This window comes from Arthrobacter sp. TJ-58, assembly GCF_058269295.1.
This window is the reverse complement of the sequence record NZ_JBZCNM010000001.1, coordinates 820191-840248: the sequence shown is the minus strand read 5'-3', so window position 1 is coordinate 840248 and position 20058 is coordinate 820191. Positions and strand designations below refer to the sequence as shown.

Here is a 20058-nt window from a genome sequence, read left to right as displayed (position 1 = left end):
CGTATCAGTGTCCCCCGCGGCTGGCCCGCAGCCAGTCCTGAAGCTGATGCAGGAGTTCGGGGGTCACCGGAGAGCCGGGAAAGCGTGCCATGCGCCGCAGCGGCATATTGCCCACCAGGGCAAGTGAGGCGGCCAGTCCGGCTGAAGCAGCTCCTCCTGCTCCGCCGTCAGCTCCTCCGGCTCCGCCGGACAGTGCGGCCACCAATTGGGCCGCCGCTTCCGGGTCCGCCAGCCATTCCTGGATGGAGGACTCGGTGGTCAGCGCCGGGGCGGGCACTGAGCCGTCCACCGCCGCAACGCCTGCGAGGCGAATGTCGCGGGAGGATGAACCCACTTCAACGCGGTACTCGCCGGCGTCCGCCACCCACGACTGGGCTTCGGGATCCCACCTGGACAGGTCCCGGATCCCCAGGCGGAATTCAACCCGCCGGGATTCGCCCGGCTCCAGCCGGAGCTTTTCGAACCCGCGCAGTTCACGGCGCGGATGCAGCGGCCGCTGCTGGGCGCCGTCGTCGTCCGGCGCGCCGACGTAAAGCTGCACCACCTCGGCGCCGCTGCGGCTGCCGGTGTTGGCGAGGGTCATTTCCACAGTGATGAACTGCCCGGATCCGGTTCCGCTGCTGCGGATCAGCAGATCCGAGTATGTGAAACGGGTGTAGGACAGACCATGGCCAAAGGGGAAAGCGACGTCGATGCCGCGGGTGTCATACCAGCGGTACCCCACCAGCGGGCCCTCGCCGTAGCGGACGGTGCCGCCCTCGCCGGGATAGTTGCCGAAGGCTGCGGTGTCCTGCAGCCGGTGGGGAATGGTCTCGGCCAGCCTTCCGCCGGGATCCGCGCGGCCCAGCAGCACGTCGGCTACGGCGCTGCCGCCCGCCTCGCCCGGCAGCCACGCTTCAAGGACGGCGGGCACCGCACCCGCCCAGGACGTGGTCACCACCCCGCCGTTAAAGAGCACCACGACGGTCCGCGGGTTCGCCTCGAGGACGGCGGCCAGCAGTTCCAGCTGGGCGTCGGGCAAGTCCAGCGTGGTGCGGTCGAATCCTTCGGACTCCGCATCGTCCGGCAGCCCGAGGAAGACGACGGCGGTGTCCGCGGCTGCAGCCGCCGCCGCCGCGGTTTCCACGAGGTCCGCGGGTACCGCCTCGGGCCCGGAAGCTGAGGCCTCCCCGGCCGGCGTGTCGGGTACGGCCAGCGAGTAGCCCGGCTCGAAGAGCAGTTCGGGCAGCTCTTCCTGCAGCGCGTCGAGGGGACTGACCAGATGCACGGGGTTCACCCGGGACGAACCGCTGCCCTGATAGCGGGGCGTGCGCGCCAGCTCACCGATCACGGCAACCGTGCCGCCGGCAGCCAGCGGAAGCAGCCCGCCGTCGTTCTTGAGCAGCACCATGGAAGCGGCCGCTGCCCGCCGGGCCAGGTCATGGCTGGCTGCATAGAGGGCCCCGCCGTCGCCGTCCCGCGCCAAGCGTTCCTCACTCCCGCCTTCCGGCAGCTGCCCACTTTCCAGGGGCTGCCCGCTTTCCTCCATCTGCTCGGCGGCACGGTGCACCAGACCGAGCAGACGGGAAACCGAGGCATCAATCTGCGCCTCCGTGATGGTCCCGGCATCCAGTCCTGCTGCCAGTTCGTCGGCACCGATGCCGCCGCTGGCAGGCATTTCCAGATCCAGGCCGGCGGCGAGCGCGGCAACCCGGTTGGTGACCGCTCCCCAGTCGGATATCACCGCTCCCTCGTAGCCCCAGGCAACACGCAGGACGGACCTGAGCAGATAGGGGTTCTCTGCGGCGTGCATCCCGTTGACCTTGTTGTAGGCGGCCATGACGGTCCACGGTTTGGCAGTGCGGACCACAATTTCGAAGGCGCGCAGATAGATCTCATGCAGGGTGCGCTCATCGACCCTCGCGTCTACGCGCATCCGGTCCGCTTCCTGGTTGTTGGCGGCGAAGTGTTTGGGGCTTGTGCCAACTCCTGCGGCCTGGACCGCAGCGGTCCAGGCCGCCCCCAGTTCACCGGCAAGCAGCGGATCTTCGGAAAAGTATTCAAAGTTCCGCCCGCACAGGGGAGTGCGCTTGATGTTCAGGCCAGGTCCCAGCAGGATGTCCACGCCCTGGGCGCGGGCCTCGCGGGCGACGGCGGTGCCCAGCTCCGCAAGCAGGCTACGGTCCCAGGAGCAGGCCGTGGCGCATTCGGCGGGAAAGCAGGTGGCGGGAACCGAGTCGCCGAGCCCCAGGGTGGAGCTCCCGGAGGGACGCCGGACGCCGTGCGGGCCGTCGGACAGGACCAGGGCTCGAATCCCGTGTTGGGGCAGGGCAGCGGTTTCCCAAAATCCTGCCCCGGAGAGCAGCATGATCTTTTCCTGCAGCGTCAGGTCCTGGGGTACGGCTGGAATAGCCACGGGTGTCTCCCTTGTCGGTGGGCTCCGAGTCTATGGCGCGGTCCGGGCCCGTGAAAGAGTGTCCACCCCTGTTCCAGCGTCCGTGGTCAACCGTAGGGTTCAGGTACGGCTGCAGCGTGCCAAAGGACTGCCGCCGGAACGGAGCACTCTGTGAAAACCCACCTTGACCGCTACCGGCAGATGGCGGAAATCCTGTACCGCAACGGACTCGGCTATCTGGTGGCTGCCACGGGCCTCGAAAACCGGATTCCTTTCCGGCGCAAGCCGCAGTCCGGAGACCGACCCCAGCAGCGGGCCGCAACCCCCGAATACCTGCGCCGGGCACTTGAAGAGCTGGGGCCCACGTTCATCAAGCTGGGGCAGCTGCTGTCCACGCGTCAGGATTTGCTGCCGCCCAAGTACCAGCAGGAGCTCGCCAAGCTCCAGGACAACGCGGAGCCGGTGCCGTGGGAGCAGATCCTTCCCATCCTGGAGGCAGAGCTGGGCTCGGATGCGCTGACCCGGTTTGCTGCTTTTGACACGAATCCGCTTGCCACCGCTTCCATCGGCCAGGTTTATGCGGCGCGGTTGCCGAACGGCACCGACGTCGTGGTGAAGATCCGCCGCCCCGGCGTCGAGGATGACGTGAACGAAGATCTGGACATCCTGCAGAGTCTCGCCGGCTATGCCGCGAAGCACTGGGAGGCGGCCCGGGACTATGACCTGAAGGCCCTCATGGACGAGTTTGCGCAGACTCTCCGGAGCGAGTTGGACTACACGCAGGAAGCCGGCAACACCCTCCGCTTTGCGGCCAATTTCCAAGACGACCCGGTTGTCCAGATACCCGTGCTGTACACAAAGTTCAGCACCTCCAAGATCCTGACCCAGCAGCGGCTGTACGGATTGAAAGTGACGGACACTGCCGCCATAGATGCCGCTGGAATCGACCGCAGCGCGCTCGCAGCCGCAGCGGCCGATGCTGAGATGAAAATGGTCTTCGAGGACGGCTTTTTCCACGCGGACCCGCATCCGGGAAACATTTTCGTTGAACCCGGCGGGCGGATCGGGCTCATCGATTTCGGCATGGTGGGGGAGGTGGATGACAAGCTCCGGTCCCAGCTGGCGGCACTCTTTGTGGCGATCCTCCGCAACGACCCGGAAAGAATGGCGTCCGCTCTGCTCCGGATGTGCCTGACGGCCCGACGGGTGGACCGGTTCCGTCTGCGCATGGATCTGCAGCAGCTGATCCGCCTCTACCAGGGCCGGACGCTGGGGGACGCTCCCGTGGGCCGCATCATCAGCGGAGCCCTGGGCATTATCCGCATCCACCACCTGCAGCTGCCGCGGGAGATGGCCCTGCTCCTGCGCATGCTGATCATGACGGAGGGCATGGGCGAGGTCCTGGACCCGGATTTCAGCATGGGTAAAACGCTGGCACCCTATGCCAAGCGAATGACCATGGAGCAGCTGAACCCGGTGGCCTTTGTCCGGCGGCTGGGCCAGGCCGGTGTGGAAACGCTGGAGCTTGGCGCGGAGCTTCCGGATCAGGTGCGCAGGGTGCTGAATACGCTGGACTTCGAGGGTTTCGAAGTGCACTTGCGGGCCGAAGAACTCGCTCCGCTGGTCGTACGGCTGGAGAAGGTGGGCAACCGCATGGTCGCTGCCATATTCGCTGCGGCCTTCATCCGCGGAGTGGGGGAACTGGCCCTGGGGGACACTGAGCGCTGGAAGTCCTGGCAGGCTCCGCTGATGACTGCCGGCCTGGCCTCCACCGGTGCCCTGGGCGGTTATCTGGCCTGGACCGCGCGTAAGCAGCGCACACGCGGCTAAGCCCGGAACTATTTGCCGAAAAACCTATAAACGCTCAGCGAAAGCCGGGGCCGGCGGCGAAAGGCTTGCCGGCCCCGACTTTCCGGCATGGAGTTACTGTGCGTAGTCCGTTGAGTTGTAAATGTTCAGGTTCAGCGCTGCAGCAACTTGTGCCGTCGCCCTCTGACCCCGCACGCTGTTGCCCACCGGGTCCAGCGGCGGCGAGAATGCAGCGATGGCAAGTGTTCCCGGCATGATCGCCAGGATGCCGCCGCCCACTCCGCTCTTGCCCGGCAGGCCGACTCTGTAGGCCCAGTCTCCGGAAGCGGTATACATGCCTTCCATGGTCATTTCCGCCAGAATCGGCGGCACCAGGGAGGAATCGAATACCTGCTTGCCCGTGATTGGATTCCGGCCTCTGGCGGCTATGGTAGCTCCCATGGTCGCCAGATCCCGGGTAGTCACAAGAGTGGAACACTGCCGGGTGTACACCTCACACGCTTCCATCGGATCCGAGTACATTGTTCCGCCCGAATACATCAGCCAGGCAATGGCACGGTTGTGGAAGTTGGTGGACTGCTCGGAATCGTTGACGGCATCGCTGAGACGGATATTCCTTCCGGCAAAGGCGCTTTGCATAGCCAGGATTTTTTCCCACCGCTCATCCGGGGAATTCGCCGGGATGAGTGACACTGTGGACATGGCTCCGGCGTTGACCAGCGGTGACAGCGGTTTGTCATCATGCAGAGTCAGCGCAATGACTGAGTTGAACGGTTCACCGGTTGGATCCGCGCCCACCTTGTCATGGAATTCCGGCAGTCCCACATCCTGCATCGCCAAGGTCATGGAGAACACCTTGGAAATAGATTCCAGGGCAAACTCAAACCCGGTGTCGCCGGCCTCAAACACGTCGCCGTCGGCCGTTACCACGCAGACTCCAAACAGGGCCGGATCCACCGACGCCAAGAACGGAATGTAGCTGGCATTGGCTCCGCCGGTGTCCTTGGCATGGTCCCTGTACGCCGTTTGGACGGCTTGGTCAATTGCTGATTTGTCCGGCATCATAAGGCTGCGCTCCCGCCTGCCGCATGCCCGGGTCGGGGCCTGGGGGCTGGTTTGCCGGTGTCAGTGGTCCTGCCCGGCTGCGCAGACGCGTCGCCCTCTGCTGCTGCGTCCGATCCGGATGCGGCTTCTTCCGTGCCGGACGCGGAGGACGTGCCGGCGAGGGCCTGCTCGACGAGGACCGCGGTTGGAACGGAGGATGTGGACACCGTTCCCGGATGGGTGTGCTCTATTTGCCAGGTGAATGGTTCAAACCGGCTTGCGGGATCCCGCCAGTGCGGCTTGCGCAGGGCGTAAATTACCAGCGGCAGGATGACGAAGATTGCCGCCCCGCCAATCAGGATGCCCACGTAGACCGTGGGAGAACCTACGGCAATCTGGTCGGGAGGTATGAAACTGAAGGCGAAGGCCACCAGCGAACCCAGGAATCCGACGCCGCCAATGAGCCACATCCCGACGTTTCCGCCCGGCACCCGGTAGGGCCGTGGGCGGTTCGGCTGGCTGAACCTCAGGTAAATGGCGCCGGCGAACATCAGCATGTACATGATCAGGTAGAGAATCACAGTCAGCTGGCTCAGGATTTGATAGGCGGCCTGCACCGACGGCAGTACCACGTAGATAATGCCCAGACCGGTCACGGCAAAGGCCTGGAAGAAAAGGATGTGGGTACCCATTCCATGCTTGTTCGTGTGCTGCCAGAAGCGGGGCAGGTAACCTGCCCTTGCGACCGTGAGCAGTCCGGTTGACGGGCCTGCCACCCACGTGACGACGCCGGCCAAGACACCGATCAGGAGCATGAAGGCGACAATCGGTCCGGCCCATCCGATACCGGCCCATTCGAACATGTCGTTGTAGGAGGTCAGAAGACTCTGGGTCAGGTTGATATCGGCCTGGGGGACCACAAACGCAATGGCGAGCGTGCCCAGGACAAAGATAATGACCGTTCCGGCCGCCGCAATCAGGACTGCAATCGGATAATCGCGCGTAGGATTCTTGACCTCCTTGACGTGAATGGCGTTCATCTCCATGCCGGCATAGAACAGGAAGATGCTCGCTGCCAGCACGACGTTGGAGAAGTTGGAGAAATCAGGAAGGAGCTCACCCCAACCCATCTGGATCTGCGGGGTATTTCCGGCGAAGTAATAGGAGAACCCGAGAATGATGAGAACGATCGCCGGAATAATGGTGCCGATGATCCCGCCCCACTGGCTCACCTTGGAGAAGGCTGCTGCTCCGCGGAAAGCAATGAAGGTGGCGAGCCAGTACACCACCAGCACCACGGCCAGGACAAAGATTTTATTGCCTGCCAGTTGCGCATCCAGATTCTGGTTGTCGCCGGTATAAGCCAGTGAAACCGCGCCAAAGGTCAGGACGGTGGGGAACCAGATGGTGACTTCAATGAAGAGCATAAACATGGCCAAGAAGGCCCAGCGCGGCCCGAAGGCCTCACCAACCCAGCGGAAGACGCCGCCGGTCTCCGGCCATCCGGTGGCCAACTCTGCGGCCACCAGGGAGACCGGCACCAGGAACACAAGGGCGGCGAACACGTAGTAGAAGATGGAACTCAATCCGTATTCGGCCTCTGAAGGCAAACCTCGAAGGCTGACCACGGCCACGATGTTCATGACCGCCAGGGCTCCAATGGTGATGGTGGCGGTCTGCTTGGATTTCGCTCTTGATGCCTGACCCGGCGCAGGTACCTTTGGGCCGGGTGCGCCCGGACTGCCCGCGGCTGCGGAACCGCTCGATGCAGTGGAATCGGTCATTCCACTCACCTCCTCAGGTTAGTGGTGGAAGCCGGGCTGTGCCGACTCCTGCGGCATCGGCGACTCAAGATGATCGAGGTACTCGGTCTGCTTCCGGATATCCTCCAGAAGGTTGTCTGCCAGATCCATGCTCAGACCGTTGCGGACCACGATTCGCTCCACCGTGAGGTTTTCCAAGTTGCTCGGCATGGGATAAGCGGGTACCAGCCACCCCTTTGTGCGCAGCCGTTCGGCCAGGTCGTACAGTGTCCATTTGTCCGTATGGCCTTCTTTAAGCCGCCAGGCGAACACCGGTATGTCGGTGCCGTCGTTCCACAGCTCAAACGGGCCGATTTCCGCGATTCCTGAGGAGAGATAAACGGCCACGTCCTGGCAGGCCTGCTGGACCTTGGCATACCCCTCGCGGCCCAGCCGCAGGAACAGGTAAAACTGCAGGACAACCTGGGCGCCGGGCCGGGAGAAGTTCAGTGCAAAGGTGGGCATATCGCCGCCGAGGTAGCTCACGTAGAAGATGAGGTCTTCCGGCAGCCACTGGCGTTCGCGCCAGACCACCCAGCCGAGCCCCGGGTACACGAGCCCGTACTTGTGGCCGGATGTGCTGATGGAGTGCACCCGCTCAATCTTGAAGTCCCATTCCAGGTCCGGCTGGATGAACGGGGCGATCATGCCGCCTGAGGCGCCGTCCACATGGATGTTGATATCAAGTCCGGTGGAAGCATGGATCTCATCCAGCTTCGCTGCGATCTGCTTCACCGGCTCGTACATGCCCGTATAGGTGACCCCCATGATGGCCACCACGCCGATGGTGTTTTCATCGACGTATTTCTCCAGCTCAAAGCCGTCCAGACACTTGTGTTCTTCGCTGATGGGAACCAGCCGTGCTTCGACGTCGAAATAGTTGCAGAACTTTTCCCAGCAGACCTGGACGGCCGAACTCATGATCAGGTTCGGTTTGTCCGTGGGTTTTCCGTCTGCCCTGCGAGCGTTCTGCCACAGGCGTTTCAGTGCCAGGCCGCCGAGCATGCAGGCCTCCGAGGAACCCACCGTCGACGTCCCGATAGCCCCTTCCGGATCAGGGGAGTGCCACAGATCCGCGAGGATCTTCCAGCAGTTCTGCTCGATCTGGGCAGTCTGCGGGTACTCGTCCTTATCGATCATGTTCTTGTCATACGTTTCGGCGTACAGCTTGTTGGCGTGCTCATCCATCCATGTGCTGACAAATGTCGCCAGATTCAAGCGGGCGTTTCCGTCCAGCATGGCTTCGTCATGGACAATCTGATAAGCCGTTTCCGGCATCATCTGCCCGTCGGCAAGCTTGGTTTTGAGTGCCACTGTCTCTTCGCCCGGCCGGGCGAAGAGGGGATTGACGGTGAGGGTATTTTTGTCCCGTTGCTGCGGCATATTTGCGACCTTTCATCGGCGGTGTCGCGCTGACACCGGGCCGTAGTGAACGGCGGTCATGAGATCCTCAAGCGGGCGCGCATCCAAAACTATACGCGCGGCAAAAATGGGTGACTAGGCTGGACCGCCGCCGCACAGTTGCGGAGTGGAAAGCATCTTTGGCTGCCCTTTTTCGGTGTCCGAAAGGGGCCGAACCGTTGAGGCTCGAGGAGTGGCCCGCGTACTGTGTGAACCACCAAACCGAGCCCCAGAGCCCGGCTTCCCGGTTCAGCCGGGAGACCGCCGGGACCTTCTTCGAGGAGACATTCATGGCTGGACTTGCACGGCGTGACCGGTTCGAACTGCCAGAACCCGTCCGCAAATTCTTTGAAGGCGACTGGGAAGTGCCGGCCTTCCCCGTGGAGGAATACCGCGACGGCGCCACCATGGTGGTGAAGGCCGAGCTGCCGAACATTGATCCGGACAAGGACCTGGACGTGTCCGTCAGTGACGGCGTGCTTCGCATCAAGGGCGAGCGCCGCGAAGAGTCCGAGCACAAGGACAAGTTCGGTTACCGCAGCGAATTCCGGTACGGCTCCTTTACCCGCGACATCCCGCTGCCTGCCGGCTCCAGCCAGGACAACGTTACTGCTTCCTACAATGACGGAGTCCTGGAAATCCGGGTTCCCGTGCCGGAGGCAGGCTCCTCCTCCACGAAGGTGCCCATTTCGCGGGGTTAGCCGGCAGCCAGGCGAAACCGCACTGGTCACCGCTCCGGCCGGAAGGACCCAATGAGCAACCCAGCACCGGAGACCCGCACAGCCCAACGCCGCAGATTTCCGGACTGGGTGGTCATTGCCACCTTGGGATGCGGCGGCATCGTGGTGTCCCTGGAAAAAACGGCGGTGGTTCCCCTCCTGCCGGAGTATCCCCGGATCTTCGGCGTCACGAGTGACGACGTCTCCTGGATGGTCACGGTTACCCTGCTCACCGCGGCCGTCGCTACTCCCATCGTCTCCCGGCTGGCGGATATGTTCGGCAAAAAGCGGATGCTGCTGATCGCGATGTCCATGATGGTGGTCGGCGCCTTTACGGCCTCCATCGGCGGAACGTTTGTCTGGGCCCTTGTGGGACGCGGTCTCCAGGGATTCTCCGGGGCGGTGATTCCGGTGGGCATCAGCATCCTGCGGGACGCGCTGCCGCAGCGCAAAATCGCCGGCGCCGTGTCACTGATGAGCGCCAGTTTCGGCATCGGCAGCGCGCTCGGGCTGCCCCTTTCCGGGTTGATTTATCAACAGCTGGGCTGGGAGGCAACCTTCTGGGTTGTCGGCGTCATTGCCCTGGTCCTGGTTGTCGCCGTCGTGATTTTTGTTCCCGAGTCCCAGGTGCGCACGCCGGGCAAATTCGACTACGCGGGGGCTGTTGTGCTCTCCGCGGCCATGACGGCGCTGCTGCTGGCAATCAGCAAAGGCGGCGTGTGGGGGTGGACCAGCGATTCGATCCTGGGACTCTTTGCCGCCGCGGCGGTGCTCCTGGCGCTGTGGTTTCCCCTGGAGCTGCGGCAGGGCGAGCCGCTGGTGGACCTGCGCACGTCTGCGCGCCGCCCGGTGCTGCTGACCAACGCTGCCACCGTCCTGGTGGGGTTCTCCATGTACGCCAACATGCTGGTGACCACGCAGCAGCTGCAGCTGTCCAAGGAAACCGGCTACGGCTTCGGCCTCAGCGTCCTGGTGGCCGGGCTGACCATGATTCCCGCTGGTCTGGCGATGGTGGCAGCTGCACCCCTGTCCGCCCGCGTAACGAATACGTTCGGCGCGAAGGTCACCATGGTGGTTGGCTGCTCCATCATGGCATTGGGTTACATGTCGCGCGTGATGCTGGTGCACACGGTCACCGGCATCATTATTGGTGCGGTGATCGTTTCCATTGGAACTGCCGTGGCAATGTCAGCCATGCCGACGCTGATCATGAGCAACGTCCCCCTGACCGACACGGCCGCGGCCAACGGCGTGAACACCCTCCTGCGGTCCGTGGGAACCTCAACCTGCAGCGCCGCCGTCGCAACACTTCTGGCATCCATCACCATTCGCGTGGGCGGAGAAGTCTTTCCCAGTGTGGACGCTTTCCGCGGCATCTTTGCGATGGCGTGCGCTGCCGCCCTGATAGCAACCGGCATTTCCTGCTTCATTCCCAAGTCCCCGCGCCGGGAGGCCACCCACCCGCAACTGCACGCGGAACCTGGACAGCAGCAGCCGGATTCGGTGGATGCCAGGCAGGAGATCATGGTCAAGGGAACTATGCTGGCCGACGACGGCAGCACCCCGGTCCCGGGAGGCGTGGTGACCGTCATGGACCGGCACGGTAACCCGGTGGACTGGGACCGAGCCGACGACGGCGGCCGCTACGCCGTCGTACTTCCGGGGGACGGACGCTACGTTCTGGTGGCCACGCAGCGCCAGTGGCGGCCGGTGGCCGAAACCCTCGCATTTCCCGGCGTGCCCCGCAGCCACGACGTCCGCTTTGCCGCCCGTCTGGTCCTGACAGGCACGGTCACCCACGGCCGCCGTCCGGTTTCCGGGGCGCTGGTGATCCTTGTCCAGGTATCCAGCCAAAAGACGGTGTCCGCCGTGTCGGACACCAGCGGCAACTATGAGCTCCCGCTGCCCCTGTCCGGCACGTACGTACTCACCGTCGTGGAGCCCGACGGCGTGACGACCCACACACGGCGCGTCACCCTCCCGGCGCCCAACACCGTTATTGACGTCGAGCTCGGCGGCGGCGCCCCCACCACGGGCCTGCGCATATAGGAAAAGTTTCGGCGGTTATCAGCCGGGCACCTGCGCTTAGCGGTATTACTGCAGGCGCAGGAGGAGAGAAAGCCCACACTCCTGTCTTTGCTCAGGGCTTGAGTCAAGGCATAAGATCGACCAGGCGTAAAGTGTCTATGGTCCCGGTTGGGCCCGGCGTGAGGGCTTGTTCCCCGCCGCAGCACCGATGTTTTACATTGCCGGTTAGACAGACTCCTTTTCCTTCAGTCTTTTAGTTAGGGTACGTGGTGGATTTCACCCTCATGGTGGCGCTGGTGATCGCGCTCGCATTATTCTTCGACTTCACCAACGGCTTTCACGACACAGCCAATGCAATGGCAACTCCTATTGCAACAGGTGCAATCAAGCCGAAGACCGCCGTAGCCCTGGCTGCGGTACTTAACCTGGTGGGAGCTTTCCTCTCCACTGAGGTTGCAAAGACCATTTCCGGCGGAATCATCAGGGAAGGGGACGGAGGCATCCAGATCACGCCGGTGATGATTTTCGCCGGCCTGCTGGGCGCCGTGATCTGGAACCTTATTACCTGGCTGCTGGGACTTCCGTCCAGCTCCTCGCACGCACTCTTCGGCGGACTGATCGGCGCCGCCATTGTTGGCGCCGGCTTCGGCTCCGTTGACTACTCAGTGCTGATGTCCAAGGTGATCCTGCCGGCGTTCATCGCCCCGGCAATCGCGCTGTCCGTGGCCTATCTGGCCACGAAACTTGCCTATTCCATTACCCGCAGGCATGATCCGGATTCCGGGGACAAGCTGCCCCGCAAGCGCGGCGGCTTCCGCTACGCGCAGATCTTCTCTTCTTCCCTGGTGGCTCTTGCACACGGAACCAACGACGCGCAGAAGACCATGGGTGTCATCACTCTGGTGTTGATTTCCGGCAGCTTCCAGGAAGCCGGCACCGGCCCGGCCTTCTGGGTGGTTGCTTCCTGTGCCGTAGCTATTGCGGCCGGCACCTACGCCGGCGGCTGGCGCATCATCCGCACCATGGGCACCGGCCTGACTGACGTCAAGCCGGCCCAGGGTTTTGCTGCTGAAACCAGCACGGCTGCTGCCATCCTGGCCTCGACGCACCTGGGCATGGCCCTTTCCACGACGCAGGTGGCTTCGGGCTCCGTGATCGGTTCCGGCCTCGGCCGCAAGGGTGCCGAAGTCCGCTGGGGAACCGCGCGCCGGATCGCCGGCGGCTGGCTGCTGACCCTGCCCGCCGCCGCCGTGATGGGTGCTGCGGCTGCGGCATTGGCCAGCACGGGAATGGTCGGAGTCACCATTGACGCGATCCTCGGCGTGGCCATCATTGCCTTCATCTTCCTCTGGTCCCGCCGCAACAAGGTGGGCCATGACAACGCCGTCAGCAACATCGACAACGCCGGCGCTGCCGTACGCATCAAGAAGCGCAAGTCCCGTTCCAAGAGCTCCGCATCAGCTCGCACCAAGGTCAAGGAATCAGCAAAATGAGCATCAACTGGCTCGCCTACCTCGTGGTGGCTTTGGTCACCCTGGTCTCCGCGCTCGTCGTCGTCGGCCTGTATTCAACCGGTGTGCGACTTTACGCCGTGGCCTGTGATCCCCAGCCGGGGCCCGCGGCCCGCGGCCGGCTCGGTCTCGTGAAGTTCGGCGCCTACGCCTGCTTCACTGTCTGCGCCGCGTGCGTCCTCTTTGGCATCTACCTGATTGTTCCCGCCCTGCACGGCTAGCAGCGGGACATGCAAAAGCCCGGCGCCGGCAGCCACTTTCGTGGTTGCCGGCGCCGGGCTTTTGCGTGGGGACTGCAGCCCCCGCGCGGGATCCCTAGGAGGCCTCAGCGTATGCCGGGTAGTCCGTGTAGCCGGCAGCGGAATTGGAGCCGTCGGAGTAGAACGTAGCGGGGTCCGGGGTGTTCAGCGGCAGGTCTTCCTGCCAGCGGCGCACCAAATCCGGATTGGCGATGGCAGGGCGGCCAACAACGACGCCGTCGCAGAGTTCGTCTGCCATCATGCCCATGGCTTCTTCACGGGTCGTGATGACGCCGAAGCCCGAGTTCAGCAGAACCGGGCCGCCAAAGCTGCGGCGCAGTTCCTGGACAAGGATGTCCGAGGGGTCCTTGTGCAGGATGCTGAGGAACGCCGGCTTCAGCGGGGCGATTCCGTTTACCAGAGCGGTGTACGTAGCCAGGGTTTCTGCCGGGTTGGTTTCCAGTGCGCCCTGGACGTTGTGCTCCGGGGAGATGCGGATGCCCGTGCGGTCCGCACCGATGGCTTCAGCCACTGCACGGTAAACCTCAATGACAAACCGTGCGCGGTTCTCGGGCGAACCGCCGTAAGTGTCGGTCCGCTGGTTGGCCCCGGCGGCCAGGAACTCATGCAGCAGGTAACCGTTGGCGCCGTGGAGTTCCACGCCGTCGAAACCGGCCTTCATGGCCGCGCGGGAACCGGCAACGAACTCTTCAATGATGCCGGGCAACTCGGCCGTGGTGAGGGCATGGGGAACCGGGAAGGGCTGCTTGCCCTCATAGGTGCGGGTCACGCCGTCGATCGCGATGGCGCTGGGCGCCACCACCTCGCGGCCGCCGTTGGTTCCGGGATGGGTGACCCGGCCGGCGTGCATCACCTGGGCGACAATCCGCCCGCCGGCTGCGTGTACGGCGTCAGTGACGTTCTTCCAGCCGGCAATCTGCTCGTCAGTGACCAGTCCGGGCTGGCCGGTGAAACCCTGACCGGCGAAGGACGGGTACGTTCCCTCACTCACAATGAGGCCCAGTGAGGCCCGCTGGCTGTAATGCTCCGCCATCAGCGCCGTGGGCACGCCGTCGCGGCCGCTGCGGGTGCGGGTCAACGGTGCCATGATCAGGCGGTTGGGCAGTTCAATGCTGCCGAGGGTCAACGGAGAAAAGAGATTCACAGGAGTCTTTCTGTAGAGCGCGCCGCGGACCGGTTCCGGTGCGGCGCTGATGTCTGTCTATTGGGGCCAACCGGCAGACCGGCCGAGGTATTCCGTGGGGCGCAACACATAGGTCGGGCTAGCATGGGCGGCATGGCCGGGACTGTCTATTTCGTTGCTGCGTCGTTGGACGGGTTTATTGCCGACGCGCAGCATTCGGGGGAGCTGTTGAGGGAGTTCAGCGGGGCGGGTGCTGAGGCTGGTGGTGTCGCCGCTGGTTTTGGGGCGGTGGCGATGGGGGCTGAAACCTACCGCTCCTTTGTAAGGTCGCCGAATTCGTGGCCTTACGGAACTCTTCCCGCGTGGGTATTTACCCATCAGGAGTTTGAGGGACTTCCGGGAGCGGATATCACTTTTGTCCGGGGCGAGGTTGCTGAGTTTCATGACGACATTCAATTGGACGCTGGAAAGCAGGGCATCCTGCTGTGCGGCGGCAGGAATCTTGCCGCCCAGTTCATGGATTCCGGGCTGGTGGATGAAATGGTGCTGATGGTTCTTCCGGTTGCCCTGGGCAGCGGACGGCCCGTGCTGCCTGTTCGCAAAGCGACGAGCAATGCCTCCCTGATTGAGGGACGGTCCCTGGGTCAGGGAGTGGTACGGCTGCACTATCGCTTTCAAGGCTGACTCCCTCTGGAACGACGCTCTCTGCGCTGAAGCCCTGCACCGACGCTTTCGACACTCTTTGGATCGACGGTTTATGCGGTGCTGTTTGGAACAGGGGAAGCGACCCCGGACCACCAAGAAATATGCGTAATTCTCCAGTAACTCCGCCAGGGGAGTTGCAGCCATTTATAAGTCTCTGCGGCCTAAAATAGTAAATATGTTCGAACGTCAGCGGATCGGTGACAGTGAGAAGCGAGCCGGAGGAACGCCCGCCTCGCCTCCTCCGCTTGCGCCGCCTGCCGCCAGCCTTGCTCCGCTTTCCTTCGAGCCGGGTTGCTTACCCATCCGAGCATGGTTGGAGGAACTGGCCCTTGTGGCTCCCCTCCAGGAGGACTCAAGGGATGAAGCCCGTCGAACTGGAGAGGCCGGAGAATTCGTTTCTGCACGTGCAACTGAGCCCGCGGGACTGGAAACTGCTGTTGCCTCTGCGGCAACGGGCGCTAGCACAACGGGCGCTAGCACTGCCCCCGCGGCAACAGGCGCTAAAACTGCCCCCGCGGGACTGGAAGCTGGAGTTGCCCCCGCGGCAATGGGCGCTAAAACGGCACCGGCGGCACTGATTGATCAGATTCGAGCCTTGGAGGAGCTCAAGGCTGCCGCATCTGCTGCTCAGGCTCGAGCTGCCGCGGCTTTCGACACTGCCATGCGACAGCATCAAGCGGCGGCCGGAGTGGAAAGAGATCAACTGGGAAAGGGTGTTGGGGCGCAGATCGGGTTCGCGCGGCGCGAATCCCCGCACCGGGGGACCCGGCTGCTTGGGTTGGCGCGGATCCTGACGCAGGAAATGCCGCATACGCTGCGTGCTCTGACTGCAGGCATCATCAGTGAATGGCGGGCCACAATCCTGGTGCGGGAAACCGCATGTCTGGCATTGGAGGACCGGTTGCGGATCGATCAGTTGGTGGCCGGCAATCCGGCAGAGCTGCAAACCCTGGGGGACCGGCAGCTGATCGCACGGGTGAAAGCCCTGGCCTACGGGATGGACCCGGCTTCCGTGGTAAACCGTGCGGCGAAAGCTGTTTCAGAACGGTTCGTGTCCTGCCGTCCGGCACCGGACACCATGACGTACCTCACCGGCCTGCTTCCAGTGGCCCAGGGAGTGGAGGTCTACGCAACCCTAGCCCAGGAGGCGGACCGTCTCCGCGCCGCAGGCGATGCGCGGGGGCGCGGGCAGATCATGGCTGACACGCTGGTGGAGCGCATTACGGGACGCTCCGAGGCTGGGGCCGTGCGTGTTGAAGTTCAGCTGATCATGACCGAGGGTTCATTGCTGGCAACATCGTCGGAGCCGGCCGCGCTCGCCGGTTACGGGGTTGTTCCGGCACAGTTTGCACGGGATCTGGTCCGCCGGAGCGCAGGGTCTTTTGGGAAGAATGTCGACGGTAAGCAGGAGAAGGCAGCAGAAGTCTGGCTGCGGCGGCTCTACACAGCGCCCTCAACCGGGCAGCTGGTGGCCATGGATTCGAAGGCCCGGCTGGTGCCTGCAGGTATGGCACGGTTTATCGCAGCGAGGGACCAAACCTGCCGGATGCCGTGGTGCGGGGCACCGCTGAGGCACTTTGACCATATACAGCCCCACAGCAGGGGCGGACCAACCAACGCCGATAACGTGCAGGGACTGTGCGAAGCCTGCAACCAGGCCAAAGAAGCACCCGGGTGGAGTAGCTCAACAGTGGTGGCACAGGACGGGATAGCCGGAGCTGACGGCATTCCGTCGGATGGACGCCATACCGTAGAAACAGTCACACCCACGGGCCACCGCTACAGGTCGGAGGCGCCTGCTCCTCCGGGCGCTCGCCCGCGTGCTGCCTGATCTGTATCCCTCGGGCCTACGCATGTCACCACTCCACGCGTCAGGACCGAATGCCTCAGGACTGCGTGCCTCGTGACCGCGTGCCCCAGGACTGCGTGCCTCGAGACCGCGCCGGAACCGGGGCCTAGCGCTCGTCGCGGATCATGTTGGTGATGCGGGCGGTGCTGAGCCGTCGGCCCTGTTCGTCGGTCATGACCACCTCGTGCGTCACCAGTGTGCCGCCCAAGTGGATGGCCGTTGCGGTGCCGGTGACAATTCCCGATGGCGCGGCGCGGTGATGGGTGGCTCCGATCTCAATGCCCAGTGCCTGCCGGCCCGGCCCCGCGTGAATAGCCGCACCAAACGAACCCAGGGTTTCCGCGAGCACCAGATGTGCGCCGCCGTGCAGAATGCCTGCCACCTGCTCATTTCCGGCCACGGGCATCGTGGCCACCAGCCGTTCCGCACTCATTTCCGAGAAACGAATGCCCATCTTCACCACCAGCGGGCCAACCCCGTGTGCACTGAGCCAGCCGTGCATCTCCGGCGGGATTCCGGCTTCGTTCAATTCGTCGGTGTAGTCGCGGGCTGCCTCGGAGGAGGCGCCGGTGCCCGGCGTGAAAATGTCGCTCATGCCAACTAGGCTTACATCTGTGAGTGAATCTACCAAACTGGCCGATATTCAAGCAGAAACCCCTGCCGGAACCGTTGTTGACGAGACCGCTGAGCCTGTCTCCGCAGCCGCCCCCGAGGCGCTGGGAACCGTTTCAGCAGGAGGACACAGCCGGCTGCTGGTGATCGACGGCCACTCAATGGCCTTCCGTGCCTTCTATGCCCTGCCGGCGGAAAACTTCTCCACGGACACCGGGCAGCACACCAATGCCGTTTACGGGTTCACCTCCATGCTCATCAACCTCATCAAGGAGGAGAAGCCCACCCACGTCGCGGTGGCCTTTGACCTTGACACCCCCACCTTCCGGTCGGAGGAGTACTCGGAGTACAAGGGCGGACGCAACAAGACGCCCGAGGAGTTCCACGGCCAGATCGACCTCATCATCAAGGTGATGGAAGCCATGCGCATCCCCACCATCTCCATGGACGGCTTTGAGGCGGATGACATTCTGGCCACGCTGGCCGAAAAAGCCTCGGCCCGGAAGTGGGACGTCATGGTCGTATCGGGCGACCGGGATGCCTTCCAGCTCGTGGATGACCGGGTCACCGTCTTCTATCCCAAGAAGGGCGTGTCCGACCTGCCGCGCATGGACGCCGCAGCGGTTGAGGCGAAGTATCTGGTCCCGCCGGACAAGTACTCGGACCTTGCCGCCCTGGTGGGCGAATCCGCGGACAACCTGCCGGGTGTGCCCGGCGTGGGCCCCAAAACCGCTGCCAAATGGATCAAGCAGTACGGCGGACTTGAGGGCATCCTCGAGAACCTGGACAACATTAAGGGCAAGGTGGGGGACTCCCTCCGCGCCAACATCGAGGATGTTAAGCGCAACCGCCGCCTGAACCGCCTGCTGCGGGACCTTGACCTGCCGGTTGATCTGGACGCCATGGCTGCCCGGCGCCCCGACCGTGAAGCCATTGAAGAGCTCTTTGACGCCCTGCAGTTCAACGCGCTGCGCAAGCGTCTGTTCGACGTCTACGGCGAAGAGGAAACCGCGTCCACCGGGCACGAACTCCTGCCGCCGGAGCACGTCACCATCACCGACGCCGCAGCCCTGACCAACTGGATTGACTCCACCAACCAAGCCAAGACTGCGGTGCAGCTGGTGACGGAAGGTGCGGCGGCAGGGCGCGACGTCGTCGGGCTGGCTCTGGTGACCGCCTCGGCGGCGGCGTATGTTCCGCTGACCGAGATCGACGCCGACACCGAGCAGGTGCTCGCGGCCTGGCTGGCGGACCTGGATGCGCCGAAGGTCGTCCATGATTTCAAGGAAGCCTATAAGGCCCTGGCGGCGCGCGGCCTGCACTTGGCCGGTGAAGTTGATGACACTGCCATTTCCGGTTACCTCATTCAGCCGGACCGCCGCAGCTACGATCTCGCGGACCTGAGCCAGCACCACCTGCGGATGTCCCTGACTCCGTCCGCTCCCGGATCCAACCAGCTCCAGCTGCAGCTCGAAGAAGAAGACGTCGCGTCGCCGGCGGTGATGCAGGCTTTCGCGGCACTGCAGCTGAGCGAGCACTTCGCGGGACAGCTGGTGGACCGCGGCGCCAACCAGCTCCTGGGCGGATTGGAACTGCCGCTGTCCGAGGTCCTGGCCGAAATGGAACTGGCCGGCATCGCGGTGTCCACCGAAAAGCTGGACCGGCTGCTGGACGATTTCAGCGCCACCATCGCCCAGGCCAGCAGCGAAGCGTTCAGCATCATCGGCAAGGAAATCAACCTCGGCTCGCCCAAGCAGCTGCAGGTGGTGCTCTTTGACGAACTCGGCCTGCCCAAGACCAAGAAAATCAAGACCGGCTACTCCACGGACGCCGACGCCCTCTCGGACCTGATCATCAAGACCGGCGGACATCCGTTCCTGGCCAATCTGATGGCGTACCGGGACGCGACCAAGCTGCGCCAGACTGTTGAAGGCCTGCGCAAAGCAGTGTCCGACGACGGCCGCGTGCACACCACGTACGTCCAGACGGCGGCAGCCACCGGACGCCTGTCCTCCACCAACCCGAACCTGCAGAACATTCCCATCCGGTCCGAAGAAGGCCGGCGCATCCGGGAAGTGTTCACCGTGGGTGAAGGGTATGAGACCCTGCTGACCGCTGACTACTCCCAGGTGGAAATGCGGATCATGGCGCACCTCTCCGGCGATGAGGGGCTGATTGCTGCGTTCCGGGCGGGGGAGGACCTGCACCGGTTTGTCGGCTCGCACATCTTCGGGGTTCCGCCGGAAGAAGTCACCAGCGCCATGCGCTCCAAGGTCAAGGCCATGTCCTACGGCCTGGTCTACGGATTGAGCTCCTTTGGCCTGTCCAAGCAGCTGGCCATTCCGGTGGATGAGGCACGCACCCTGATGCGCGACTACTTCAGCCGCTTCGGTGCGGTGCGCGATTACCTGCGCGGCGTCGTCGAGCAGGCCCGGAAGGACGGCTTCACCTCCACCATCGAAGGCCGCAGGCGGTATCTGCCTGACCTTTCCAGCGACAACCGGCAGCTGCGCGAAATGGCTGAACGTGCCGCCTTGAATGCCCCCATCCAGGGCTCAGCCGCGGACATCATCAAAAAGGCCATGCTGGGCGTTGACACGGAAATCAAGGCACAGGGCCTGAAATCCCGCATGCTGCTGCAGGTCCATGATGAACTGGTGCTCGAAGTCGCCCCCGGGGAACGGGATGCGGTGGAGAAGCTGGTCCGCGAACAGATGGGCTCGGCGGCGGACCTGTCCGTTCCGCTGGACGTATCCGTGGGCGTGGGCGTCAGCTGGCACGAGGCCGGGCACTAGACCCGCGCCACTAAACCAACAGGGGG

The 20058-nt window shown here is 63.8% G+C and carries 14 protein-coding genes; 8 read left to right on the top strand and 6 right to left on the bottom strand.

Translation table 11 applies throughout. The features are described 5' to 3' along the window. Positions 1–4 precede the first annotated feature (4 nt). Positions 5–2395, bottom strand: a complete 2391-nt coding sequence (locus tag AC4D2W_RS03825) for a glycoside hydrolase family 3 C-terminal domain-containing protein (protein WP_490925563.1) — start codon at positions 2393–2395, stop codon at positions 5–7. A gap of 150 nt (positions 2396–2545) precedes the next feature. Here AC4D2W_RS03825 and AC4D2W_RS03820 point away from each other — a divergent pair, with 150 nt between their 5' ends. Further along, positions 2546–4204 carry an ABC1 kinase family protein gene (locus AC4D2W_RS03820; RefSeq protein WP_490925562.1) on the top strand — a complete coding sequence of 553 codons (1659 nt, stop codon included), beginning with the start codon at positions 2546–2548 and terminating at the stop codon, positions 4202–4204. A 93-nt stretch (positions 4205–4297) separates the two neighbouring features. Here the strand turns inward: AC4D2W_RS03820 and glsA are convergent, their stop codons facing one another. Genes glsA through gad form a run of 3 tightly spaced genes read right to left on the bottom strand, consistent with a single transcriptional unit; the run spans position 4298 to position 8412 of the window. Continuing rightward, positions 4298–5248 carry a glutaminase A gene (gene glsA, locus AC4D2W_RS03815; protein ID WP_490925561.1) on the bottom strand — a complete coding sequence of 317 codons (951 nt, stop codon included), beginning with the start codon at positions 5246–5248 and terminating at the stop codon, positions 4298–4300. Beyond that, positions 5245–7011, bottom strand: coding sequence for a glutamine/gamma-aminobutyrate antiporter GadC (gadC, locus tag AC4D2W_RS03810; RefSeq protein ID WP_490925560.1), 1767 nt, complete (start codon positions 7009–7011; stop codon positions 5245–5247). Before gadC ends, glsA begins: the two co-directional genes overlap by 4 nt. An 18-nt stretch (positions 7012–7029) precedes the next feature. Continuing rightward, entirely contained in the window at positions 7030–8412 is a 1383-nt protein-coding gene (gene gad, locus AC4D2W_RS03805; RefSeq protein ID WP_490925559.1) for a glutamate decarboxylase, read from the bottom strand. Positions 8413–8720: 308 nt separating this feature from the next. On the opposite strand from gad, the gene AC4D2W_RS03800 reads away from it, so the two are divergent. The 4 genes from AC4D2W_RS03800 (at position 8721) to AC4D2W_RS03785 (ending at position 12909) form a co-directional block, all read left to right on the top strand. Next, the gene (locus AC4D2W_RS03800; RefSeq protein WP_490925558.1) at positions 8721–9131 is read left to right on the top strand and encodes an Hsp20/alpha crystallin family protein; all 411 of its coding nucleotides are present in this window, start codon (positions 8721–8723) and stop codon (positions 9129–9131) included. Between the two features lie 51 nt (positions 9132–9182). Then, positions 9183–11198 carry an MFS transporter gene (locus AC4D2W_RS03795; protein WP_490925557.1) on the top strand — a complete coding sequence of 672 codons (2016 nt, stop codon included), beginning with the start codon at positions 9183–9185 and terminating at the stop codon, positions 11196–11198. A gap of 248 nt (positions 11199–11446) precedes the next feature. Then, positions 11447–12670 carry an inorganic phosphate transporter gene (locus AC4D2W_RS03790; RefSeq protein WP_490926017.1) on the top strand — a complete coding sequence of 408 codons (1224 nt, stop codon included), beginning with the start codon at positions 11447–11449 and terminating at the stop codon, positions 12668–12670. Then, positions 12667–12909, top strand: a complete 243-nt coding sequence (locus tag AC4D2W_RS03785) for a hypothetical protein (RefSeq protein WP_400928958.1) — start codon at positions 12667–12669, stop codon at positions 12907–12909. Before AC4D2W_RS03790 ends, AC4D2W_RS03785 begins: the two co-directional genes overlap by 4 nt. A 94-nt stretch (positions 12910–13003) precedes the next feature. On the opposite strand, the gene AC4D2W_RS03780 is transcribed toward AC4D2W_RS03785, so the two are convergent. Then, positions 13004–14092 carry an alkene reductase gene (locus tag AC4D2W_RS03780; RefSeq protein WP_490925556.1) on the bottom strand — a complete coding sequence of 363 codons (1089 nt, stop codon included), beginning with the start codon at positions 14090–14092 and terminating at the stop codon, positions 13004–13006. Between the two features lie 132 nt (positions 14093–14224). On the opposite strand from AC4D2W_RS03780, the gene AC4D2W_RS03775 reads away from it, so the two are divergent. Together AC4D2W_RS03775 and AC4D2W_RS03770 are read left to right on the top strand one after the other, a co-directional pair. Beyond that, positions 14225–14755, top strand: coding sequence for a dihydrofolate reductase family protein (locus tag AC4D2W_RS03775; protein ID WP_490925555.1), 531 nt, complete (start codon positions 14225–14227; stop codon positions 14753–14755). 682 nt (positions 14756–15437) lie between these two features. After that, positions 15438–16607, top strand: coding sequence for an HNH endonuclease (locus tag AC4D2W_RS03770; protein ID WP_490925554.1), 1170 nt, complete (start codon positions 15438–15440; stop codon positions 16605–16607). A 124-nt stretch (positions 16608–16731) separates the two neighbouring features. Here AC4D2W_RS03770 and AC4D2W_RS03765 read toward each other — a convergent pair whose 3' ends face one another. Continuing rightward, entirely contained in the window at positions 16732–17220 is a 489-nt protein-coding gene (locus tag AC4D2W_RS03765) for a PaaI family thioesterase (RefSeq protein ID WP_490925553.1), read from the bottom strand. 178 nt (positions 17221–17398) lie between these two features. On the opposite strand from AC4D2W_RS03765, the gene polA reads away from it, so the two are divergent. Beyond that, a complete protein-coding gene (gene polA, locus AC4D2W_RS03760) occupies positions 17399–20032 on the top strand; it encodes a DNA polymerase I (protein ID WP_490926016.1) in 2634 nt (877 codons plus the stop codon). Positions 20033–20058 lie beyond the last annotated feature (26 nt).

Excerpts from the sequence above, each read along its gene's own strand:
- gad (WP_490925559.1), bottom strand. The coding sequence starts at position 8,412 with ATGCCGCAGCAACGGGACAAAAATACCCTCACCGTCAATCCCCTCTTC.
- glsA (WP_490925561.1), bottom strand. The coding sequence starts at position 5,248 with ATGATGCCGGACAAATCAGCAATTGACCAAGCCGTCCAAACGGCGTAC.
- AC4D2W_RS03775 (WP_490925555.1), top strand. The coding sequence starts at position 14,225 with ATGGCCGGGACTGTCTATTTCGTTGCTGCGTCGTTGGACGGGTTTATT.
- AC4D2W_RS03800 (WP_490925558.1), top strand. The coding sequence starts at position 8,721 with ATGGCTGGACTTGCACGGCGTGACCGGTTCGAACTGCCAGAACCCGTC.
- AC4D2W_RS03770 (WP_490925554.1), top strand. The coding sequence starts at position 15,438 with ATGCGACAGCATCAAGCGGCGGCCGGAGTGGAAAGAGATCAACTGGGA.
- AC4D2W_RS03795 (WP_490925557.1), top strand. The coding sequence starts at position 9,183 with ATGAGCAACCCAGCACCGGAGACCCGCACAGCCCAACGCCGCAGATTT.
- AC4D2W_RS03765 (WP_490925553.1), bottom strand. The coding sequence starts at position 17,220 with ATGAGCGACATTTTCACGCCGGGCACCGGCGCCTCCTCCGAGGCAGCC.
- polA (WP_490926016.1), top strand. The coding sequence starts at position 17,399 with ATGGCCTTCCGTGCCTTCTATGCCCTGCCGGCGGAAAACTTCTCCACG.
- AC4D2W_RS03785 (WP_400928958.1), top strand. The coding sequence starts at position 12,667 with ATGAGCATCAACTGGCTCGCCTACCTCGTGGTGGCTTTGGTCACCCTG.
- gadC (WP_490925560.1), bottom strand. The coding sequence starts at position 7,011 with ATGACCGATTCCACTGCATCGAGCGGTTCCGCAGCCGCGGGCAGTCCG.